Below are 16,666 nucleotides of genomic sequence, written 5' to 3' on the forward strand. Positions count from 1 at the left end.
AGGTTAATAGTTAAAATCTCGCTCAAATGGGTGATGGACCGCACCATTAATCGTGGAATCAATACCTGTAAGCAGCGGGCCGGGTGGCCCGGGGTCAGTCACCCCGGCGGCTGTTGCAATCAACAACGTGCAATACAGGGGCATTGTCATGACCAAGGCGACCATCACCGGCAGCGGCTCCGGCTTCACCAAAGAAGACGGCGCGCTCACCTCCAGCGGCAAGCTGACGGTAAACGACCCGGACGCCGGCGAGAACCAACCGATCGTCACGACGAATGCGCTCAGCGCCGGGGGCTACGGCACCTGGTCGATCGATATCTTCGGGAACTGGAGCTACAAGCTCAACAATTCGCACCCAGCGGTGCAGGCGCTCGGCCTCGGCGACAAGCTGGTCGACACCTTTACCGTGACCAGCGCCGACGGCAGCGCCACCAAGACCATTGCCATCACGATCAACGGCACCAACGATCTCGCCTCGATCGGCGGCCAGACCACGGGCAGCGTCGCCGAGGATATCGACCCGATCGCCACCGGCACCCTCACGGTCTTCGACAAGGACCAGGGCGAGAACCAGGCGGTGGCGGCGACCGACAAAGATTCGACGATGGGCTACGGCACCTATTCGATCGATACCTCCGGCCAGTGGACCTACACGCTCGACAGCAGCGATGCCGCGGTCAAGAGCTTGGGCGCCGGCGAGAAGCTGACCGACAGCTTTACCGTCAAGAGCGAGGACGGCACCGCCAGCAAGGTCGTCACCATCACGATCAACGGCACCAACGACGTCGCGACCATCGACGGGAAGGATTCCGGCGACGTCACCGAGGACGGCACCCTGTCCGCGAGCGGCACGCTGGATGTCCATGACGTGGACAACGGCCAGGAGCACACCGTCGCCGTGACCAACCAAGCGGCGAGCTACGGCACCTGGTCGGTCAACGCCAACGGCGAATGGACCTATAACCTCGACAATGCGAACACTGCCGTGCAGGCGTTGCAAGCCGGGCAGACGCTGACCGACAAGTTCACCGTGACCAGCGTCGACGGCACCGGCACCAAGGAAGTCAGCATCACCATCCACGGCGCCGACGATTCGACGGTCTTCAGCGGCGACACCACCGGCATCGTCCAGGAAGACGTTACGCTCGGTGCCACCGGCACGCTGCACGTCTCCGACAGCAACCCGGCGGAAGAGGGCACGCAAGCGGCTTCGGGCAACGCCACCTACGGCTCCTGGTCGATCAACACCGAGGGCGAGTGGAGCTACTCGCTCGACAACGGCAATCCCGCGGTCCAGGCGCTTGGCGCCGGCAAGCAGGCGATCGACAGCTTCGACGTCGTCAGCACGGATGGTTCCACCACCCAAACGGTGACCATCACCATCAACGGAACCAATGACGCGGCGACCTACGTCTCCTCGACTTTCGCGAAGGCCGTGAAGGAAGACGGCGTGCAGACCACCGGCGGCACGGTCACCTTCAGCGATCCCGATGCCGGCGAGTCCGGCGCAGCCGCGATGAGCGGGCAGGCGGCCAGCTACGGCACCTGGTCGGTCAATGCCAGCGGCCAGTGGAGCTACACGCTCAACAACAGCCAACCCAGCGTGCAGGCGCTCGGCGTCAACCAGACGCTGACCGACAAGTTCACCATCACCAGCATTGACGGCACCGCCAGCAAGGAAGTCAGCGTTACCATCAACGGCACCAACGACCTGGCCACGATGAGCGGCCAGACCACCGGCAGCGTCGCCGAAGATTCCGGCGACATCGTGACCGGGATCCTCAACGTCAACGACAAGGACAACGGCCAGAACCACACCAAGGCGGCATCCGGCGTCGCGACCTACGGCTCGTGGTCGGTGGACGGTTCCGGGCAATGGAGCTACGACCTTGACGACACCAAGGCGGCGGTCAACAGCCTGGCACCGGGCGAGAAGCTGACCGACAGCTTCACCGTAAAGAGCGAGGACGGCACCGCCAGCAAGCTGGTGACGGTCACCATCAACGGCGCCAATGACGCACCGGACGCGCAGGCAGCCTCGTTCTCCGGCGATGAAGGCACCAAGATCACCGGGCAGGTGACCGCGATCGATCCCGACAACGGCGACACCCAGACCTTCAGCCTGGCCAGCGGCGGCGGCGCCCTGCACGGCACCGTCGTGGTCAATGCCGACGGCACCTTCGAGTACAAGGCCACCGACGAGAACTACAACGGCCCGGATTCCTTCACCTACGAAGTGACGGACAAGTACGGCGCCAAGGACACCGCCACCGTTTCGCTCACGGTCGATCCGGTCAACGACGACCCGGACACGCCGGTCGACAACAACCCGGCCGACAACGCCATCTATGCCGGCGCGACCGCCGGGACCGCGGTCGGCATCACGGTGCATGCCAATGACATCGACGGCGACACGGTGACCTATTCGCTGAGCGACGACGCGGGCGGCAGGTTCACCATCGACGCCAACACCGGCGTCATCACGGTGGCGACCGGTGCCACCATCGAGGAAGACTCGTACTCCGTCACGGCGGTCGCCGACGACGGCCATGGCGGCACCTCGCAGCAGACCTTCGCCATCAATGCCGGCCCGCTGGTGGTCGATTGGACCGGCGCCACCGGTGCCTTCACCACCATCCAGGACGCAGTCGATTATGCGGCGACCCTCAATGGCCCGATCCGGATCGTCGTCCAGGACGGCGAATATGCGGAGCAGGTGCAGATCGGCGGTGCGGCACTCGACGGCTTGACCATCGAGGCCGCCCCCGGCGCCACGGTCACGGTCGTGCCGCCGACCGGCGCCTGGGAGGTGACGGCGATCTCGCCGACCTCCGGCCGTGAATATGACGGCCTGATCACAGTCATCGATGCCGACGGCGTCACCCTGAAGGGCATGACCGTCGACGGACAGCAGTTGGGCGATTCCGCGCACCTGGTGGGCAGCGTGAATCCGACCATGGCCGGCATCGTCTTCGTGAACGCGACCGGCGGCTCGATCGACGGCATGACTGTCACCGGCATCCGCGAGAACGAGGCGAACTTCGGAAACCAGCGCAACGTCGGCATCGCCGTGCTGAACAGCGATCCCTCGCCCGGCGCTCCCAATACGCCGTCCGCAAGCGAGGCGGCGTCGCTCAACACCATCGAGATCAAGGACACGACGGTCACCGACTTCCAGAAGACCGGCATTCAGATCTCCTACGCCAACGTCGACATCCACGACAACACCGTGACCGGCGCCGGCCTGCACGCGGTGCAGGCGCAGAACGGCATCCAGGTCAACGGTTCGACCGGCCAGGTGAACGACAACGAGGTCAGCGGCGTGAGCTATGGCGGAACCGCCTGGGCGGCCTCCGGCATCCTGACCTTCGAGAACCGCGATCTCGAGATCGACGGCAACACGGTGACCGCGACGCCCGGTTCCAGCACCATCGGAATCGCGGCCGAGGATTCCATCGGCACCACCATCACCAACAACAAGCTCGACGGCGCCGAATATCCGATCGACGTCGAGGACTATCCCTCCAGCTGGGGCTATCCGGATCCGCTGGGCGGCGGCACCTATGATCTCAGCAGCAACGAGATCGTCAACACCACGTCGGGCGCCTACTTTGAGGCCGACGCGGCGTCCACCGAGGCGTTCAACGTCATCGGCACCACAAAGGGCGACACCATCATCACCGGCGCGGCGGCCGACACGATTGACGGCGGCGACGGCGACGACACGCTCGACGGCGGCGCCGGCAACGACAACATGACCGGCGGCAAGGGCGACGATACCTTCACCGTCGACGAGACCGACGACGCCGTGCACGAGGGCAGCGGCGCCGGGAGCGGCACCGACACCGTCATCAGCTACGCCACCGACTACAAGCTCAGCGACAATGTCGAGAAGCTCACCCTGGCCGAAGGCAAGGACAGCCAGACCATCGACTTCGACACGCCGGCCTACACGCCGGGCGCGATCACGAACGGCGAGAACGGCTGGAAAGTGGTCGGCCCGAACCCGGGTGGCGGCGTCGAGGCCGGTGACGCCGAGCACGGCAACGTCTACCGCATCGCCAACGATCCTTCGAACGGCGCCTTTGGCGGCCCCTACACCCCGGAGCTGTCGGTCAAAGCCGGTGAACTCGGGGTGGGCGCCGACACCAATCGGATTGCCTATACCCTGAACTTCAAGCCGGCGAGCGAGACGCCGGACGGGTCGCGCGTGGAGATCGACTTCGCCAACGCGGCGGGCACCGATCGCCAGAACTTCATGGCCCTGGAATTCACCGCAGACGGACTCCGTCTGGTGGTCAACGAGCCCACGACTACGCCCGACGTCTGGAGCGAGAACACCTTCGCCTTCGACACCGGCAACCGCATGCTGGCCGACAACATCGACCCCAGCATCTGGCACAACATCCAGGTGGTGCTGACCGCGAACGACGGAGCGAGCAACGACGTCGTCGAGATCTATCTCGACGGCAACCTGGTCGGCACCAGCACCAGCTTCGAGAACTATCGCGACTTCCACGTCGCGACCGAGGATCACGACACCAATGCCGCCGACAACCTGATCGACCGCCTGATCTTCCGGGTCGGCGAAGCGAGCGGCAACAGCTTCCCGCAGGACGGCGCCGGTGGTTCCCGGGCCGGCTTCCTGATCGACAACATCCACACGGCGGCGGGTGCCGCCCTCAACGGCGAGGGCAATGACGGCGCCAACGAGATCACCGGCAACAGCCTCGGCAACAAGCTCGTCGGCAACGGCGGCGATGACACGATCGATGCCGGCGGCGGCGCCGATACGATCACCGGCGGCAAGGGCTTCGATGCCATCGACGGCGGTGCCGACCACGACACCGCGGTGTTCAGCGGCAACTTCGCCGACTACGACATCTCGACGTCGGCGGGTTCGATCGTGGTTGCTGATAGCGTCGCCGGTCGCGACGATACCGACACGCTGACCAACGTCGAGGGCCTCAAATTCGCCGACACCACCGTTCTGATCGTCGACCAGAGCGGCGAGTTCGGCGAGTACCAGACGATCCAGTCGGCGGTGGATGCGGCCGGCAGCATCAGCGGACACGTCACCGTGCTGGTGATGAACGGCAACTATGCCGAGAACGTGGTGATCGGCCGGTCCGATCTCGCGCTGGTCTCGGAAGCCGGCAAGGACGGTCCGAGTGGGACGACGATCACCGGCATCCCGGCCAGCGGCGAGCTCGGCACCATCCAGCTCCTGCCGGGCGCCGACAACGTGACCATCGGCGGCATCGGCCAGGGCTTCACGATCATCGGCTTCGACAGCGTGCCCGGCATCGAGGCGGGTGCGATCTACCTGCAGGGCGATCACGACGGGGTCGTGATCCAGGGCAACAACGTGGTCGCCAACGGGGATTCGGGCCTGACCTCCGAGTTCGCGGCCGCGAACACCAACATGCTGATCGACAGCAACGAGTTCTCCGGCCAGACCTTCAATGGCCTGGAACCCGGCGGGATCGGCTTCGGCAACCAGTTCACCGACCCCAATGTCCCGCGCCAGCTGGTGGTGCTCGGAAACGGCGGCGGCGCCGGCGAATCGGCGTCGCAACACATCACCTTCTCCAACAACCTGGTGAGCGGCACGACCGGCGGCATCAGCTCGGTCGACCATACAACGCCGCAGGGCAACACCCTGGTGACCATCGACGCCTCGCATTCGGTGATCGACGGCAACACCTTCACCGGCGATACCGGCGGCACGGGCTACGCGCTCCGCGCCCGCCGCGACGACACCGAGATCACCGACAACAAGCTGGACGAAACCACCGGCGGCAGCAGCACCGGCATCCTGGTGCAGAACTCCAAGGTGTCCGGCACGCTGATTGACGACTATTTCAACGGCAACAGCTTCACCGGCGGCAGCGGCGACGCGAAGATCCTCAGCATGACCCCGGGCGCCGACACGCTCGACGGCGGCAGCGGAAACGACCTGCTCTCCGGCAGCGGCGGCGACGACACCATCAACGGCAACGGCGGCAACGACACGCTGCTCGGCGGCACCGGCGGCGACGCCATGGCCGGCGGCGACGGCAACGACACCTATTCGGTCGACAATATCGGCGACGCCGTCACCGAGGCGGCCGGCGAGGGCACCGCCGACATCGTCTACAGCACGATCGACTACACGCTGACGGCGAATGTCGAGAACCTGACCCTGGTCGACGGCCCGACCGCCAGCCAGAACATCACCTTCGAGGATTATGCGACCGGCAAGATCGCCGACGGCCAGAACGGCTGGAAAATCGCTGATCCCGCGGTCAACCAGTCGGTCGTGGACACCGGCGAGCTCGACCATGGCAAGGCGTTCCAGATCGTCAACAACCCAACCAGCGGCGGCTTCGGCACCTTCACGCCGGAGCTCGCGGTCAAGGTCGGCGAGGCGGGTATTCCCGGCGCCACCAACGGCACCATGACCTACTCGCTGGACATCAAGCCGGTGGCGGAAACGGCCGGCGACGGCTCACGGGTGGAGATCGATTTCGCCAACGCGGCGGGCACCGATCGCGAGAACTTCCTGGTGTTCGAGAACACCGCGAGTGGGATCCGGGTCGCGGTGAACGCGCCCACCAAGGACGGCGACTGGGCCAGCAACGACTTCAGCTTCGAGAACGGCAACCAGACGCTGATCGACGGTCTGAACCCCAGCGAATGGCACAACATCCAGCTGGTGCTGCAGGCCAATCCCGGCGGCGACAATGACGTGATCGAGGTCTATGTGGACGGCGTCCATGTCGGCACCACCACGACCTTCGAGAACTACCGCGACTTTCAGGCGCCGGGCACCGGCGATGCCGGCCACGACGCCAACGCGGCCGCTAACCTGATCGACCGGCTGATCTTCCGGGTCGGCGATCCGGGCAACAACTCGCCGGACGCGACCCATCAGGGCTTCCTGATCGACAACATCCAGACCAGCACCGGCGCCATCCACGCGACCGGCAACGACCTCGGCAACATCATCACCGGCAACAGCGCCGACAACATCATCGAGGGCAAGGGCGGCAACGACACGATCGACGGCAAGGCCGGCCACGACACGGCCGTCTTCTCCGGGGATCTCGCGGAGTACACGTTCACCTCTTCAGGCGGTGTCCTGACGGTGCAGGACAACGTCCCGGCCCGCGACGCCACGGACACGGTGAAGGTCGAGGCGCTTCAGTTCAGCGGCGACGGCGCGCATGTGCTGGTCGTGGGCGAGGGCGGCTACGCGACGATCCAGGCGGCGATCGATGCGGCCTCGGCCGGCGACACCATCCTGGTCAACGGCGGCACCTACCATGAGAACGTGAACGTCAACGAGTCAGTCACGATCATCGGCGTCGGAAACGTGGTGATCGAGGGCTCGTTCCGCACCGACAACCCGTCGATCCCGTCCGGCACGACGGTCGGCGACTGGCTGGAGAGCGCCACCGCCTACAACGGCAACTCGGGCAGCGGCGTCACCATCAACGCCGACGATGTCACGCTGCAGAACCTGACGATCACCACCTTCCTGACCGGCATCAAGCTCAACGCCAATGACGGCCTGACCTTGAACAACGTGACCGTCGATGACTCGGTCCGCGGCATCTACAAGGAGAGCGGTCCGTCCAACGTCACGAACTTCGAGATGAACGGCGGTGCCCTCACCAACAGCTACCAGGGCATCGTCATCAACGCCGCCAACCCGTCGGTCGATACGCCGGGCGACGGCTCGTTCGACAACGTCACCATCAATGGGACCCTGTTCGAGCACCTGACCGAGAAGGGCATCTACGCCGAGCAGCTCAGCAATGCGCTGATCCAGGGCGTGACCATGAACGATGTCGGCGAGTACGGCCGCGGCCCGGCCTTCGGCGGCAACGGCACCTTCGGCAACGGCATCGACATCAACCTGAAGTACGAGGCGTTCAGCAACATCACGATCCAGAACGCGACGCTGACGAATGTCGGCCATAGCTACGGCAACGACGCGGTGCCGGACGCGACCGGTGCGGCGATCGTGGTCAAGGCCCGGGACGATGCCCCGGCCTATGCCAGCCCGGCGGCGTCCCTGACCGGCGTGCTGATCGAAGGCGGCTCGATCAACGGTACTTCGACCGGTATCCGCATCGGCGAGCCCGGCAAGAACAACTCCGGCCCGAGCGGTGTGGTCGTGGACGGCGTCAACATCACCAATGCGACGTCCGGCGAGTACGACAACCGGACCCAGTCCGTCCTGGACGTGACGCTGACCACCGACCACATCGTCGATGCCTCGGCGATCGCGACCGGCAGCATCGTCTTCCACGGGAGCGGAGACGCCGACCAGATCACCGGCGGCGGCGGCAACGACACCCTGCATGGCAACGGCGGTGACGATACCCTCACCTACAAGGTCGGCGGCGGCAACGACATCGTGGATGGCGGCGCCGATACCGACACGCTGGTCGTCACCAACGGCGGCGCTGCGCCGACGACCTTCGATGTGACGGCGTCGGGGGCCGATCCAGTCCATATCGCCATCACCGGCGGCAAGACGGTCGACGCCAGCAATGTCGAGGAGCTGACCTTCAACCTCGGCTCCGGCGGCGATAGCGTGAACGTCGGCAACCTCAACGGGACGTCGGTCCTGCCGAGCACCATCACCGTCAACGGCGGCGACGGCGCCGATACGGTCAATGCCGACGCGGTCTCCGCCGGGAATCCGGTGGGCGTCGTGTTCAGCGGCGGTAAGGGCGATGACATCTTCACCAGCGGCGCCGGCGACGACACGTTCACCGGCGGCGCCGACCACGACGTAGCCGTCTACAGCGGCACGCTCGCCAGCCTCTCGTTCCAGTTCAACGGCACGGGACCGACCCAGACCCTGACCGTCACCTCGACGGCGGGCGACGGCGCCGACACGCTGAGCGGCGTCGAGCGGATCGACGTCGGCGCGACCCATGTGCTGATCGTGGGCGCGGGCGGCTACGCCACCATCCAGGCGGCGATCGATGCCGCTGCGGCCGGCGACACCATCCTGGTCGGCCCGGGCACCTACAACGAGAACGTCAACGTGGACAAGTCGGTGACCATCCAGGGCTCCGGCGACGACACGGTGATCCAGGGCGACTTCCGCACGGACAACAGCATCCCGGGCGGGACCACGGTGGCCGAATGGCTGGAAACCGCCGCGTCCTACACCGGCGCGGCCGGCAGCGGCGTGACCATCGCCGCCGACAACGTGACCTTGCAGAACCTGAAGATCACCGGGTTCAACCAGGGAATCGAGCTCGGCAGCAATGACGGCCTGACGGTCAGCGGCGTCGATATCTCGGAATCCGTGGTCGGCATCCGCAAGGGCACGGCCGCGGTGGTGACGGGCTTCGACCTCGAAGGCGGCTCCATCACCGACAGCTATCACGGCATCGCGATCTATGCCGCGAGCAACGGCGCCGGCGATTTCAGCGGCGTCACCATCACCGGCACGCACTTCGAGAACCTGACCGAGAAGGGCATCTATGCCGAACAGCTGAGCGACGCCGTGATCGACGGCGTCTCGATGGAGAATGTCGGCGAGTTCGGCCGCGGTCCGGCCTTCGGCGCCCCCCAGGTCGGCCAGTTCGGCTCCGGCATCGACATCAACCTGAAATACGAGAACTACTCGAACATCGAGATCAAGAACTTCGACCTGCACAACACCGGCCACAGCTTCGGCAACGACGCCACGGCCGACAACACCGGCGGCGCCATCCTGGTGAAGGCCCGCGACGACGCGCCATCCTACGCAAGCCCGGCGGGGCACCTGACCGGCGTCTCGATCCATGACGGCGTGATCGACGGCACCGGCGTCGGCATCCGCACCGGCGAGCCCGCCAAGGGCAACGCCGAGCCGGCGCTGACCATCAACAACGTGGAGATCAGCAGCGCCGATATCGCGCAATACGACAACCAGACCCACTCCGTCACCACCGTGACCCTGACCGGCGGCGACGACACGGCGGTGGCGGCGGCGGGATCGATCGGCGCGTTCCACTTCAACGCCGGCGACGGCGCGGACGACGTCACCGGCGGCGGCGGCGACGACCGGCTGACCGGCGGCAAGGGTGATGACACCCTGACCGGCGGCGGCGGCGGCGACACCGCGGTGTTCAGCGGCAGCATGGCCAACTACACCATCACCTGGGACGGCCAGACCGCGACCGTGCACGACAACGTCGGCACCGACGGCACCGACACGATCGTCGGCGTCGGCAAGCTGCAGTTCGCCGACCACGCCGCGATCCTGGTCGGGCACGGCGCGGATGCCGAATACGCGACCATCCAGTCGGGCGTGAACGCCGCCCAGGAAGGTGACGCCGTGCTGGTCGGCACCGGCATCTATGCCGAGGACGTGGTGGTCAACGGCAAGGCGATCACCATCGACGGCGCGGGCCGCGGCGTCACCAACACCGAGATCGACGGCACCATCACGGTCTCCGGACTGGTGGACGGTGCCGCCAGGGTGGCGGACCTGATCCTGGATGCGACCGGCAAGCAGGTCGGCATCAACGTGACGGCCAACTCGACGGGCTTCGCCGGCAGCTTCACTCTGGACAACGTCCTGGTGGAGAATTCGCAGACCAACGGCCTGGCCTATATCCGCCAGGGCAACGGCTCGACGCCGACCCTGACCGACACGCTGGGCGAGATCACCATCGAGAACAGCGAGTTCGCGAACAACGCCACCACCGACTTCGGCGGCGGCGGGCGCGGCGATGTGCTGATCTTCGGCTACAACCAGGATCTGACGATCGACAATGTCAGCATCCATGATGCCGGTGCGGCGGCGCAGAAGGCGATCCAGCTGCGCGGCCTGCAGAGCCCGGGCGACGTGACGAATGTCGGCCCCTACCAGTCGGGCGGCAACGTCACGCTGAACGGCATCACGGTGACCGGCAGCTATCTGCAGGACGCGATCGCCATCTACCGCTACGCCGACTTCAACGACTTCAACGCCACGAACGTCTCGCTGACGGCCGCGGCGCCCTGGGGTCTCATCAACCTCGACGAGGTCGGCGGCGGCGGCATCGACCTGCAGGGCATCGGCGGGGCGAATTCCGCGCTCGGCGGCCTCTTCGCCCATGTCCATGACTTGCCGACCGACGACCAGATCTTCGGCACCGATGGCCACGACATCTTCGAGGCCAGCGGCGGCAAGGACACGTTCCACGGCAACGGCGGGGACGACACCTTCCTGATCAACGATCCGGCCAACCATCCGGCCGGCGAGACGATCGACGGCGGTGCCGACGTCGACACCATCCTGTTCACCGACACGACGGATGGCCACCTGCTGACCCTGCACAACGTCACCAACGTCGAGCATGTGACGATCGCCAACGCCCTCGGCGTCACCACCGGCACCGGGAAGCTCGACATCGACGCCAGCAGCCTGACCACCGATGTCACGCTCACCGGCAACGACGGCGACAACAAGCTGACCGGCGGATCGGGCAACGACCATCTGGTCGGCAACGGCGGCAACGACACGCTGGACGGCGGCGCCGGCGACGATACCCTGACCGGGGGTGACGGCAACGACTACTACTTCGTCGATAGCAGCGCCGATTCCGTGGTCGAGCAGGCGGGCAAGGGGACCGACACGGTGGAGAGCTCAGCCTCCAGCTACACACTGTCCAGCGACGTCGAGAACCTGGTGCTCAGCATGGCGGCCGGCAACATCGACGGAACCGGCAACGGTGATGCAAACACGATCACCGGCAACAACGGCGCCAACACCATCGACGGCGGCGGCGGTTCCGACACCCTGTACGGCGGCGGCGGCGTGGACCACCTGATCGGCAACCTCGGCATCGACAAGCTCGAGGGCGGCGCTGGCGACGACCATCTTCAGGGCGGCAGCGGGGCCGACACGCTCACCGGCGGCGCCGATGACGACACGCTGGAGGGCGGGGCCGGTCCGGACACGTTCCGCTTCGACTCCTTCGTCGACGGCCACGACACGATCGTGGATTTCGACGGGGAAAACGACAACCTGTCGTTCAAGGCGTCGCTGGATCTCAATAACAACGGGATCATCGACGAGCTGCAGGCGCAGATCTCGTCGATCGACGACCAGGGAGACAGCGGCGACGTGGTGGTGCACTTCTCGGCGGGTGGCTCGATCACCTTCGCCGGACTGGGCAGCACGGCGACGCCCACCACCGACATCGCCCAGCTGGTCGCGGATCCGTCGCAGATCCAGACCCACAGCTAAGTCGCGAAATGAGGGTGGTCCCGGAAACGGGGCCACCCGGCGGCTTCGGTGCGATCGTGGCAGCCGACCGGCACAAGATGTGGCGGTCGGTTGCCGCGTTTCGGCCCAGCGATCGACGTCAAGCCAACCGTTTCAGCTGATGAAATCCACCAGGCCGGCATAGCATTGCTCACACCGGATTGGTGACATTTTAAGAAAATACTATCGGACCATTGACTCGCCTTGAAGCGCCCTGGCAACTTTTGCGTAAGTTTCCGGCATCCAAAGGCCGGTGGGGAACAGGGGAGCCGCAGGGGGATGGATCCGGGACAATTCTCGACGCTCCTTGCCGCGCTCTACGACGCCTCCGTTGACCCGGCGGGCTGGACGGCCGTGGCCGACCTTGCGGCTCGGACATTCGAGAGCGCGAGCTGCCTGCTGCAGGTGCAGAACCGCGGCAACGGGTCGGGCCAGATCCTGGGCCACACCAGCAATTTCACGGCGGCGAGGATTTCCGCCTACAGCGAGTACTATTATGCGCATGATCTCTGGGCCACCCGCGCCATGGAGTTGGGCGTGGGAAGAGCCGTGCTCGGCAGCGAGCTCGTCCCGGAGCCGGAAATCTTCGCCACCGAACTCTACAACGACTGGCTTCGGCCGACCGGGATCTTCGACCTGGTCGGCGGCTCGGTCGCCTTGGCCGCCGGCGATGTCGGCCTGGTCGGCGTCCATCGGCCGCAGGACGCGGCGCGCTTCGATGGCGCCGACCGCGACTGGATGGCACATTTCCTCGAGCATTTCGGCCGGGCGGTCGACCTGCAGAGCCGGCTGGGCCAGGTCGAGCATCGACTGAGCGTCACGCTGGACGCGCTGGAGCGGCTGGATGTCGGCGTTCTCGTCGTCAACATGCGGGCAAAGGTCGTGTATGCGAGCCCGTCCGCCGAAGCGCATCTGCGGCAGCGCTCGGGGATCGTGCTGCACCATAAGGTGCTGACCCTTGCCGACCCCAGCCGCGATTCCGAGCTCAAGCGGCTGATCCAGGGCGCAAGCCTCGGCGCGGTGGGCAAGTCGATCAGCACCGGCGGCCTGATCACGGTGCCCCGGCGCGATGCCACGGCGCTCACGCTGCTCGTTTGCCCGCTATCGCCGAGTTTCCTTGGCAAGGGCGCGACCGAGCCGGTGGCCATGATCTTCATCGGCGACACCGAATCGCGCCGCCGACCGCCCCAGGCCGTTCTCGCCAAGCTCTATGGTTTCAGCGCAGCCGAAGGCCAGCTCGCCAGCGCGCTGCTGGCGGGCGACTGCATCCAGGATTATGCAAGGCACACCGGCGTCAGCATCAACACCGCGCGCTCGCAGCTGAAGAGCATCTTCGCCAAGACCGGCCATGCGCGTCAGTCGGCCCTGATCCGGGACCTCGCGAACAATCCCGTGCTGCGGATGATGCAATCGTAAGCTGACGCGGCGCACCCATCGCCCTCGGCTCGGGGTTTGGCGCAGCGGGACGCATTGGCTATAATCGCCTCGAACCCAAGGCCGAAGAGAACAGCGTGGCGGAACGCGATCGAAGCGGGGACGTCGAGGGAATCGAGCAAAGTGCCCTCTTGGAGCGCGAAGCGCGTCTCCAATCCATCCTGGAGACGGCGCCCGATGCCATCATCGTCATCGACGAGACCGGAACCATCGAATCCTACAGTGCTGCCGCCGAGCGGCTGTTCGGCTTCCTTGCCGCGGAAGCCATCGGCAGCAACATCACCATCCTGATGCCGCCGCCCTACCGCGACCGCCACAATGGCTATCTCGAGAACTATCGCCGGACCGGCGAACGCCGGGTGATCGGGATCGGGCGGGTGGTGGTCGGCCAGCGCAAGGACGGCACGACCTTCCCGATGGAACTGGCGGTCGGCGAGGTCGATGCCAACGGCCGCCGGCTGTTCACCGGCTTCATCCGCGACCTGACGGAGCGGCAGCTGACCGAGAACCGGATGCAGGAACTCCAAGCGGAGCTGCTCCACATGTCGCGGCTCAGCGATGTCGGCCAGATGGCCTCGGCGATCGCGCACGAGATCAACCAGCCCCTGACCGCCGTGCTCAACTACGTCCAGGCGGCACGGCGGATCCTCGAGGACGCCAACATGAACATGCCGCCCAAGGCGACCGACGCGATGGACAAGGCCGCCGCCCAGGCGGCGCGGGCGAGCGACATCATCCGCAATCTCCGCAGCTTCATCCAGAAGGGCGAGAGCGAGCGCAGGCTCGAAGACCTCAACAAGGTGGTGGCCGAGGCGATCGCGCTCGGGCTGGTCGGGGTCAAGGAAACCGGAATTTCGGTCCATCTCGAGCTCAGCGGCGAGCCGCTGCCGGCTTTCGTCGACAAGGTGCAGATCCAGCAGGTGGTCTTCAATCTGGTCCGCAACAGCATCGAGGCGATGACGGAAGCCGGGCCGCCCGGCCGCTTGCGGGTGACGACCGGACTTTGCCATGGGCCGATCGACGCGCGGATGGTCGAAGTCGTGGTCGCGGATTCCGGACCTGGACTGGCGCCGGAAATTCAGTCACAGCTGTTCCAGCCGTTCATGACCACCAAGGAAAAGGGCATGGGACTGGGCTTGTCGATCTGTCACTCGATCGTCGAATCGCATGGCGGGCGGATCGTCGCCGAATCCGCCGGCGAACGCGGCGTCAGCTTCCGTTTCACGATTCCATCGGCGGAGCCGGACGATGACGGCGAATAGGCTGGTCTTCGTGGTCGATGACGACGAAGCCGTCCGTGACTCGCTCCAGCTCCTGCTGGAGGCGAATGGACATCAGGTCCAGGTGTTCGAAGCCGCACTGCGCGCGCTCGAGGCCTGCGCCGGCGCGGCGCCGGGCTGCATCATCACTGACATTCGCATGCCGGAGATGGACGGGCTGGAGTTCCAGGAGCGGCTGGCCAGGACGCAGCGCGACGTTCCGGTCATCATCATCACCGGCCACGCCGACGTTCCCCTCGCCGTGCGGGCGATGAAGGCCGGCGCCGTGGATTTCATAGAAAAGCCGTTCTCCCACGAAACCATCCTCGCCAGCATCGCGGCGGCCATGGCGCGATCGACCGCCGATATCGATCCGGCGGTGCAGGCGCGGCTCGATGCGCTGACGCCCCGCGAACGCGAGGTGTTGGAGCTGCTGGTGGTCGGTCATCCGAACAAGGTGATCGGCTACCGTCTCGATATCAGCCCGCGGACGGTCGAGATTCACCGCGCGCGCGTGCTGGACAAGATGAAGGCGCGCAGCCTGCCTGAGCTGGTGCGGATTGCCATGCGGGCCGGGGTCAATCCGGCCTCATAGCAACCGCTCTCGGACTACGGCGTGGCTTCGCGCGGCGCCAGGCGTTGCCGGCGTGACTGAAGCGCGTTCCTGATGGTGAAAGTCAGGATCGATTCCTTGACCGGGCGTTCCAGATAGGCGAAGGCCCCGGCGCGGATTGCAGCCGCCCTCGCCGCCGGTTCAGCTCGGCCGACCAGGAAGACGACCGGCAAATGGAGACCGCTCTCATTGAGGGCGCCGGTCAGCTCAAGCCCCTCCTCGACATGCCGGTTGAAGCCGAGCACGAGACATCCGGCTCGGCTGAAGTTGTCGTCGCAGGGCATGCCGGCGATGGTCCGGAAGTCCTCGACCTCGAATCCATTCGACTCAAGCAGCACCTTGATTGAGTCGCGCACGACATCGTCCTGCTCGATGAGGTAGATAGGCTGTTTGGCCATGCCGATCCAGAACGCATAGCGGCCGCGCCGCGGCCGATTGCAGCCAAGTTGGGCCCTGGGCGCCGGTTCGAGTATCCGGTATTCCCCGTACATGGCGGAGGTCTAGAAGGCGACCTTCACGATCCGCTCGTGGAGCGACCGGTAGTGGCGCTCCACCGCGTTCCCGAACAGCGGATCATAGCCCTTCGTCAGTCCGTCGAATTCCCGCCAGTCTTCATCGTCGAACATCGCGAGCAACCGGGGAAAGAAGCGCTCTTCCTCGAACTCCATATGCTCGCGGGAATGCGTGAGGTAATCGTCGGCGAGCTCGCGGAACAGCGCGCGCGGCACTTCGATGTCGTGCTCGACATTGTGCAAGGCGGCGGCGAACCGGTGCGTGAGCTGCGCCAGCTGTTGGTGGCCGGCGGTTAGGCCTCCGACCAGGGCCTTGGACGGCGGATCGCGCTCCAGCAGCCGGCGCAGCAGGCGTTCCTCCCGGGGATGATGGATCAGGTCGGGGTAGTTGAGCGCATAGTCGACGATTTGCCGCATCAGATCGAAATCCTGGTGTTCGGCTTCCAGCTCCTCTTCGAGGACGCGCAGCAGCTGGCGCATGTTGCGATGATCGATCTGCAATTGTTCGAGGATGGCGGGCATAGCGGCTCTCCGCGATCAATTCAGTGCATACATCCAGAATCATTGCGCCATCCGCAGGCCTGCAGCGGTCTCGCCGGCG

Annotated in this window: 6 protein-coding genes; 4 read left to right on the top strand and 2 right to left on the bottom strand. The window is 65.8% G+C overall.

Annotated elements, in window-relative coordinates; genetic code table 11:
- Window positions 1-148 precede the first annotated feature (148 nt).
- The 4 genes from ACYQ4T_RS01605 to fixJ all read left to right on the top strand — a co-directional run bounded on the left by ACYQ4T_RS01605 (window position 149) and on the right by fixJ (window position 15,535).
- Complete coding sequence (locus ACYQ4T_RS01605; RefSeq protein WP_459850235.1) at window positions 149-12,229, top strand: VCBS domain-containing protein; 12,081 nt, start codon at window positions 149-151, stop codon at window positions 12,227-12,229.
- A gap of 297 nt (window positions 12,230-12,526) precedes the next feature.
- On the top strand, window positions 12,527-13,663 hold the full coding sequence (locus ACYQ4T_RS01610) for a helix-turn-helix transcriptional regulator (protein WP_459850236.1): 1,137 nt from the start codon (window positions 12,527-12,529) through the stop codon (window positions 13,661-13,663).
- 95 nt (window positions 13,664-13,758) lie between these two features.
- Window positions 13,759-14,943, top strand: coding sequence for a sensor histidine kinase (locus ACYQ4T_RS01615; protein WP_459850238.1), 1,185 nt, complete (start codon window positions 13,759-13,761; stop codon window positions 14,941-14,943).
- Window positions 14,930-15,535 carry a response regulator FixJ gene (fixJ, locus tag ACYQ4T_RS01620; RefSeq protein WP_459850239.1) on the top strand — a complete coding sequence of 202 codons (606 nt, stop codon included), beginning with the start codon at window positions 14,930-14,932 and terminating at the stop codon, window positions 15,533-15,535. Before ACYQ4T_RS01615 ends, fixJ begins: the two co-directional genes overlap by 14 nt.
- A 14-nt stretch (window positions 15,536-15,549) precedes the next feature.
- On the opposite strand, the gene ACYQ4T_RS01625 is transcribed toward fixJ, so the two are convergent.
- Both ACYQ4T_RS01625 and ACYQ4T_RS01630 read right to left on the bottom strand, forming a co-directional pair.
- Window positions 15,550-15,951: a response regulator gene (locus ACYQ4T_RS01625; RefSeq protein ID WP_459850241.1), complete on the bottom strand. Its 402-nt coding sequence runs from the start codon at window positions 15,949-15,951 to the stop codon at window positions 15,550-15,552.
- Between the two features lie 102 nt (window positions 15,952-16,053).
- Window positions 16,054-16,587 (bottom strand): hemerythrin domain-containing protein, encoded by a 534-nt coding sequence (locus ACYQ4T_RS01630; RefSeq protein WP_459850242.1) that lies wholly within the window; start codon window positions 16,585-16,587, stop codon window positions 16,054-16,056.
- Window positions 16,588-16,666 lie beyond the last annotated feature (79 nt).

The organism is Dongia sp. agr-C8 (assembly GCF_054658695.1).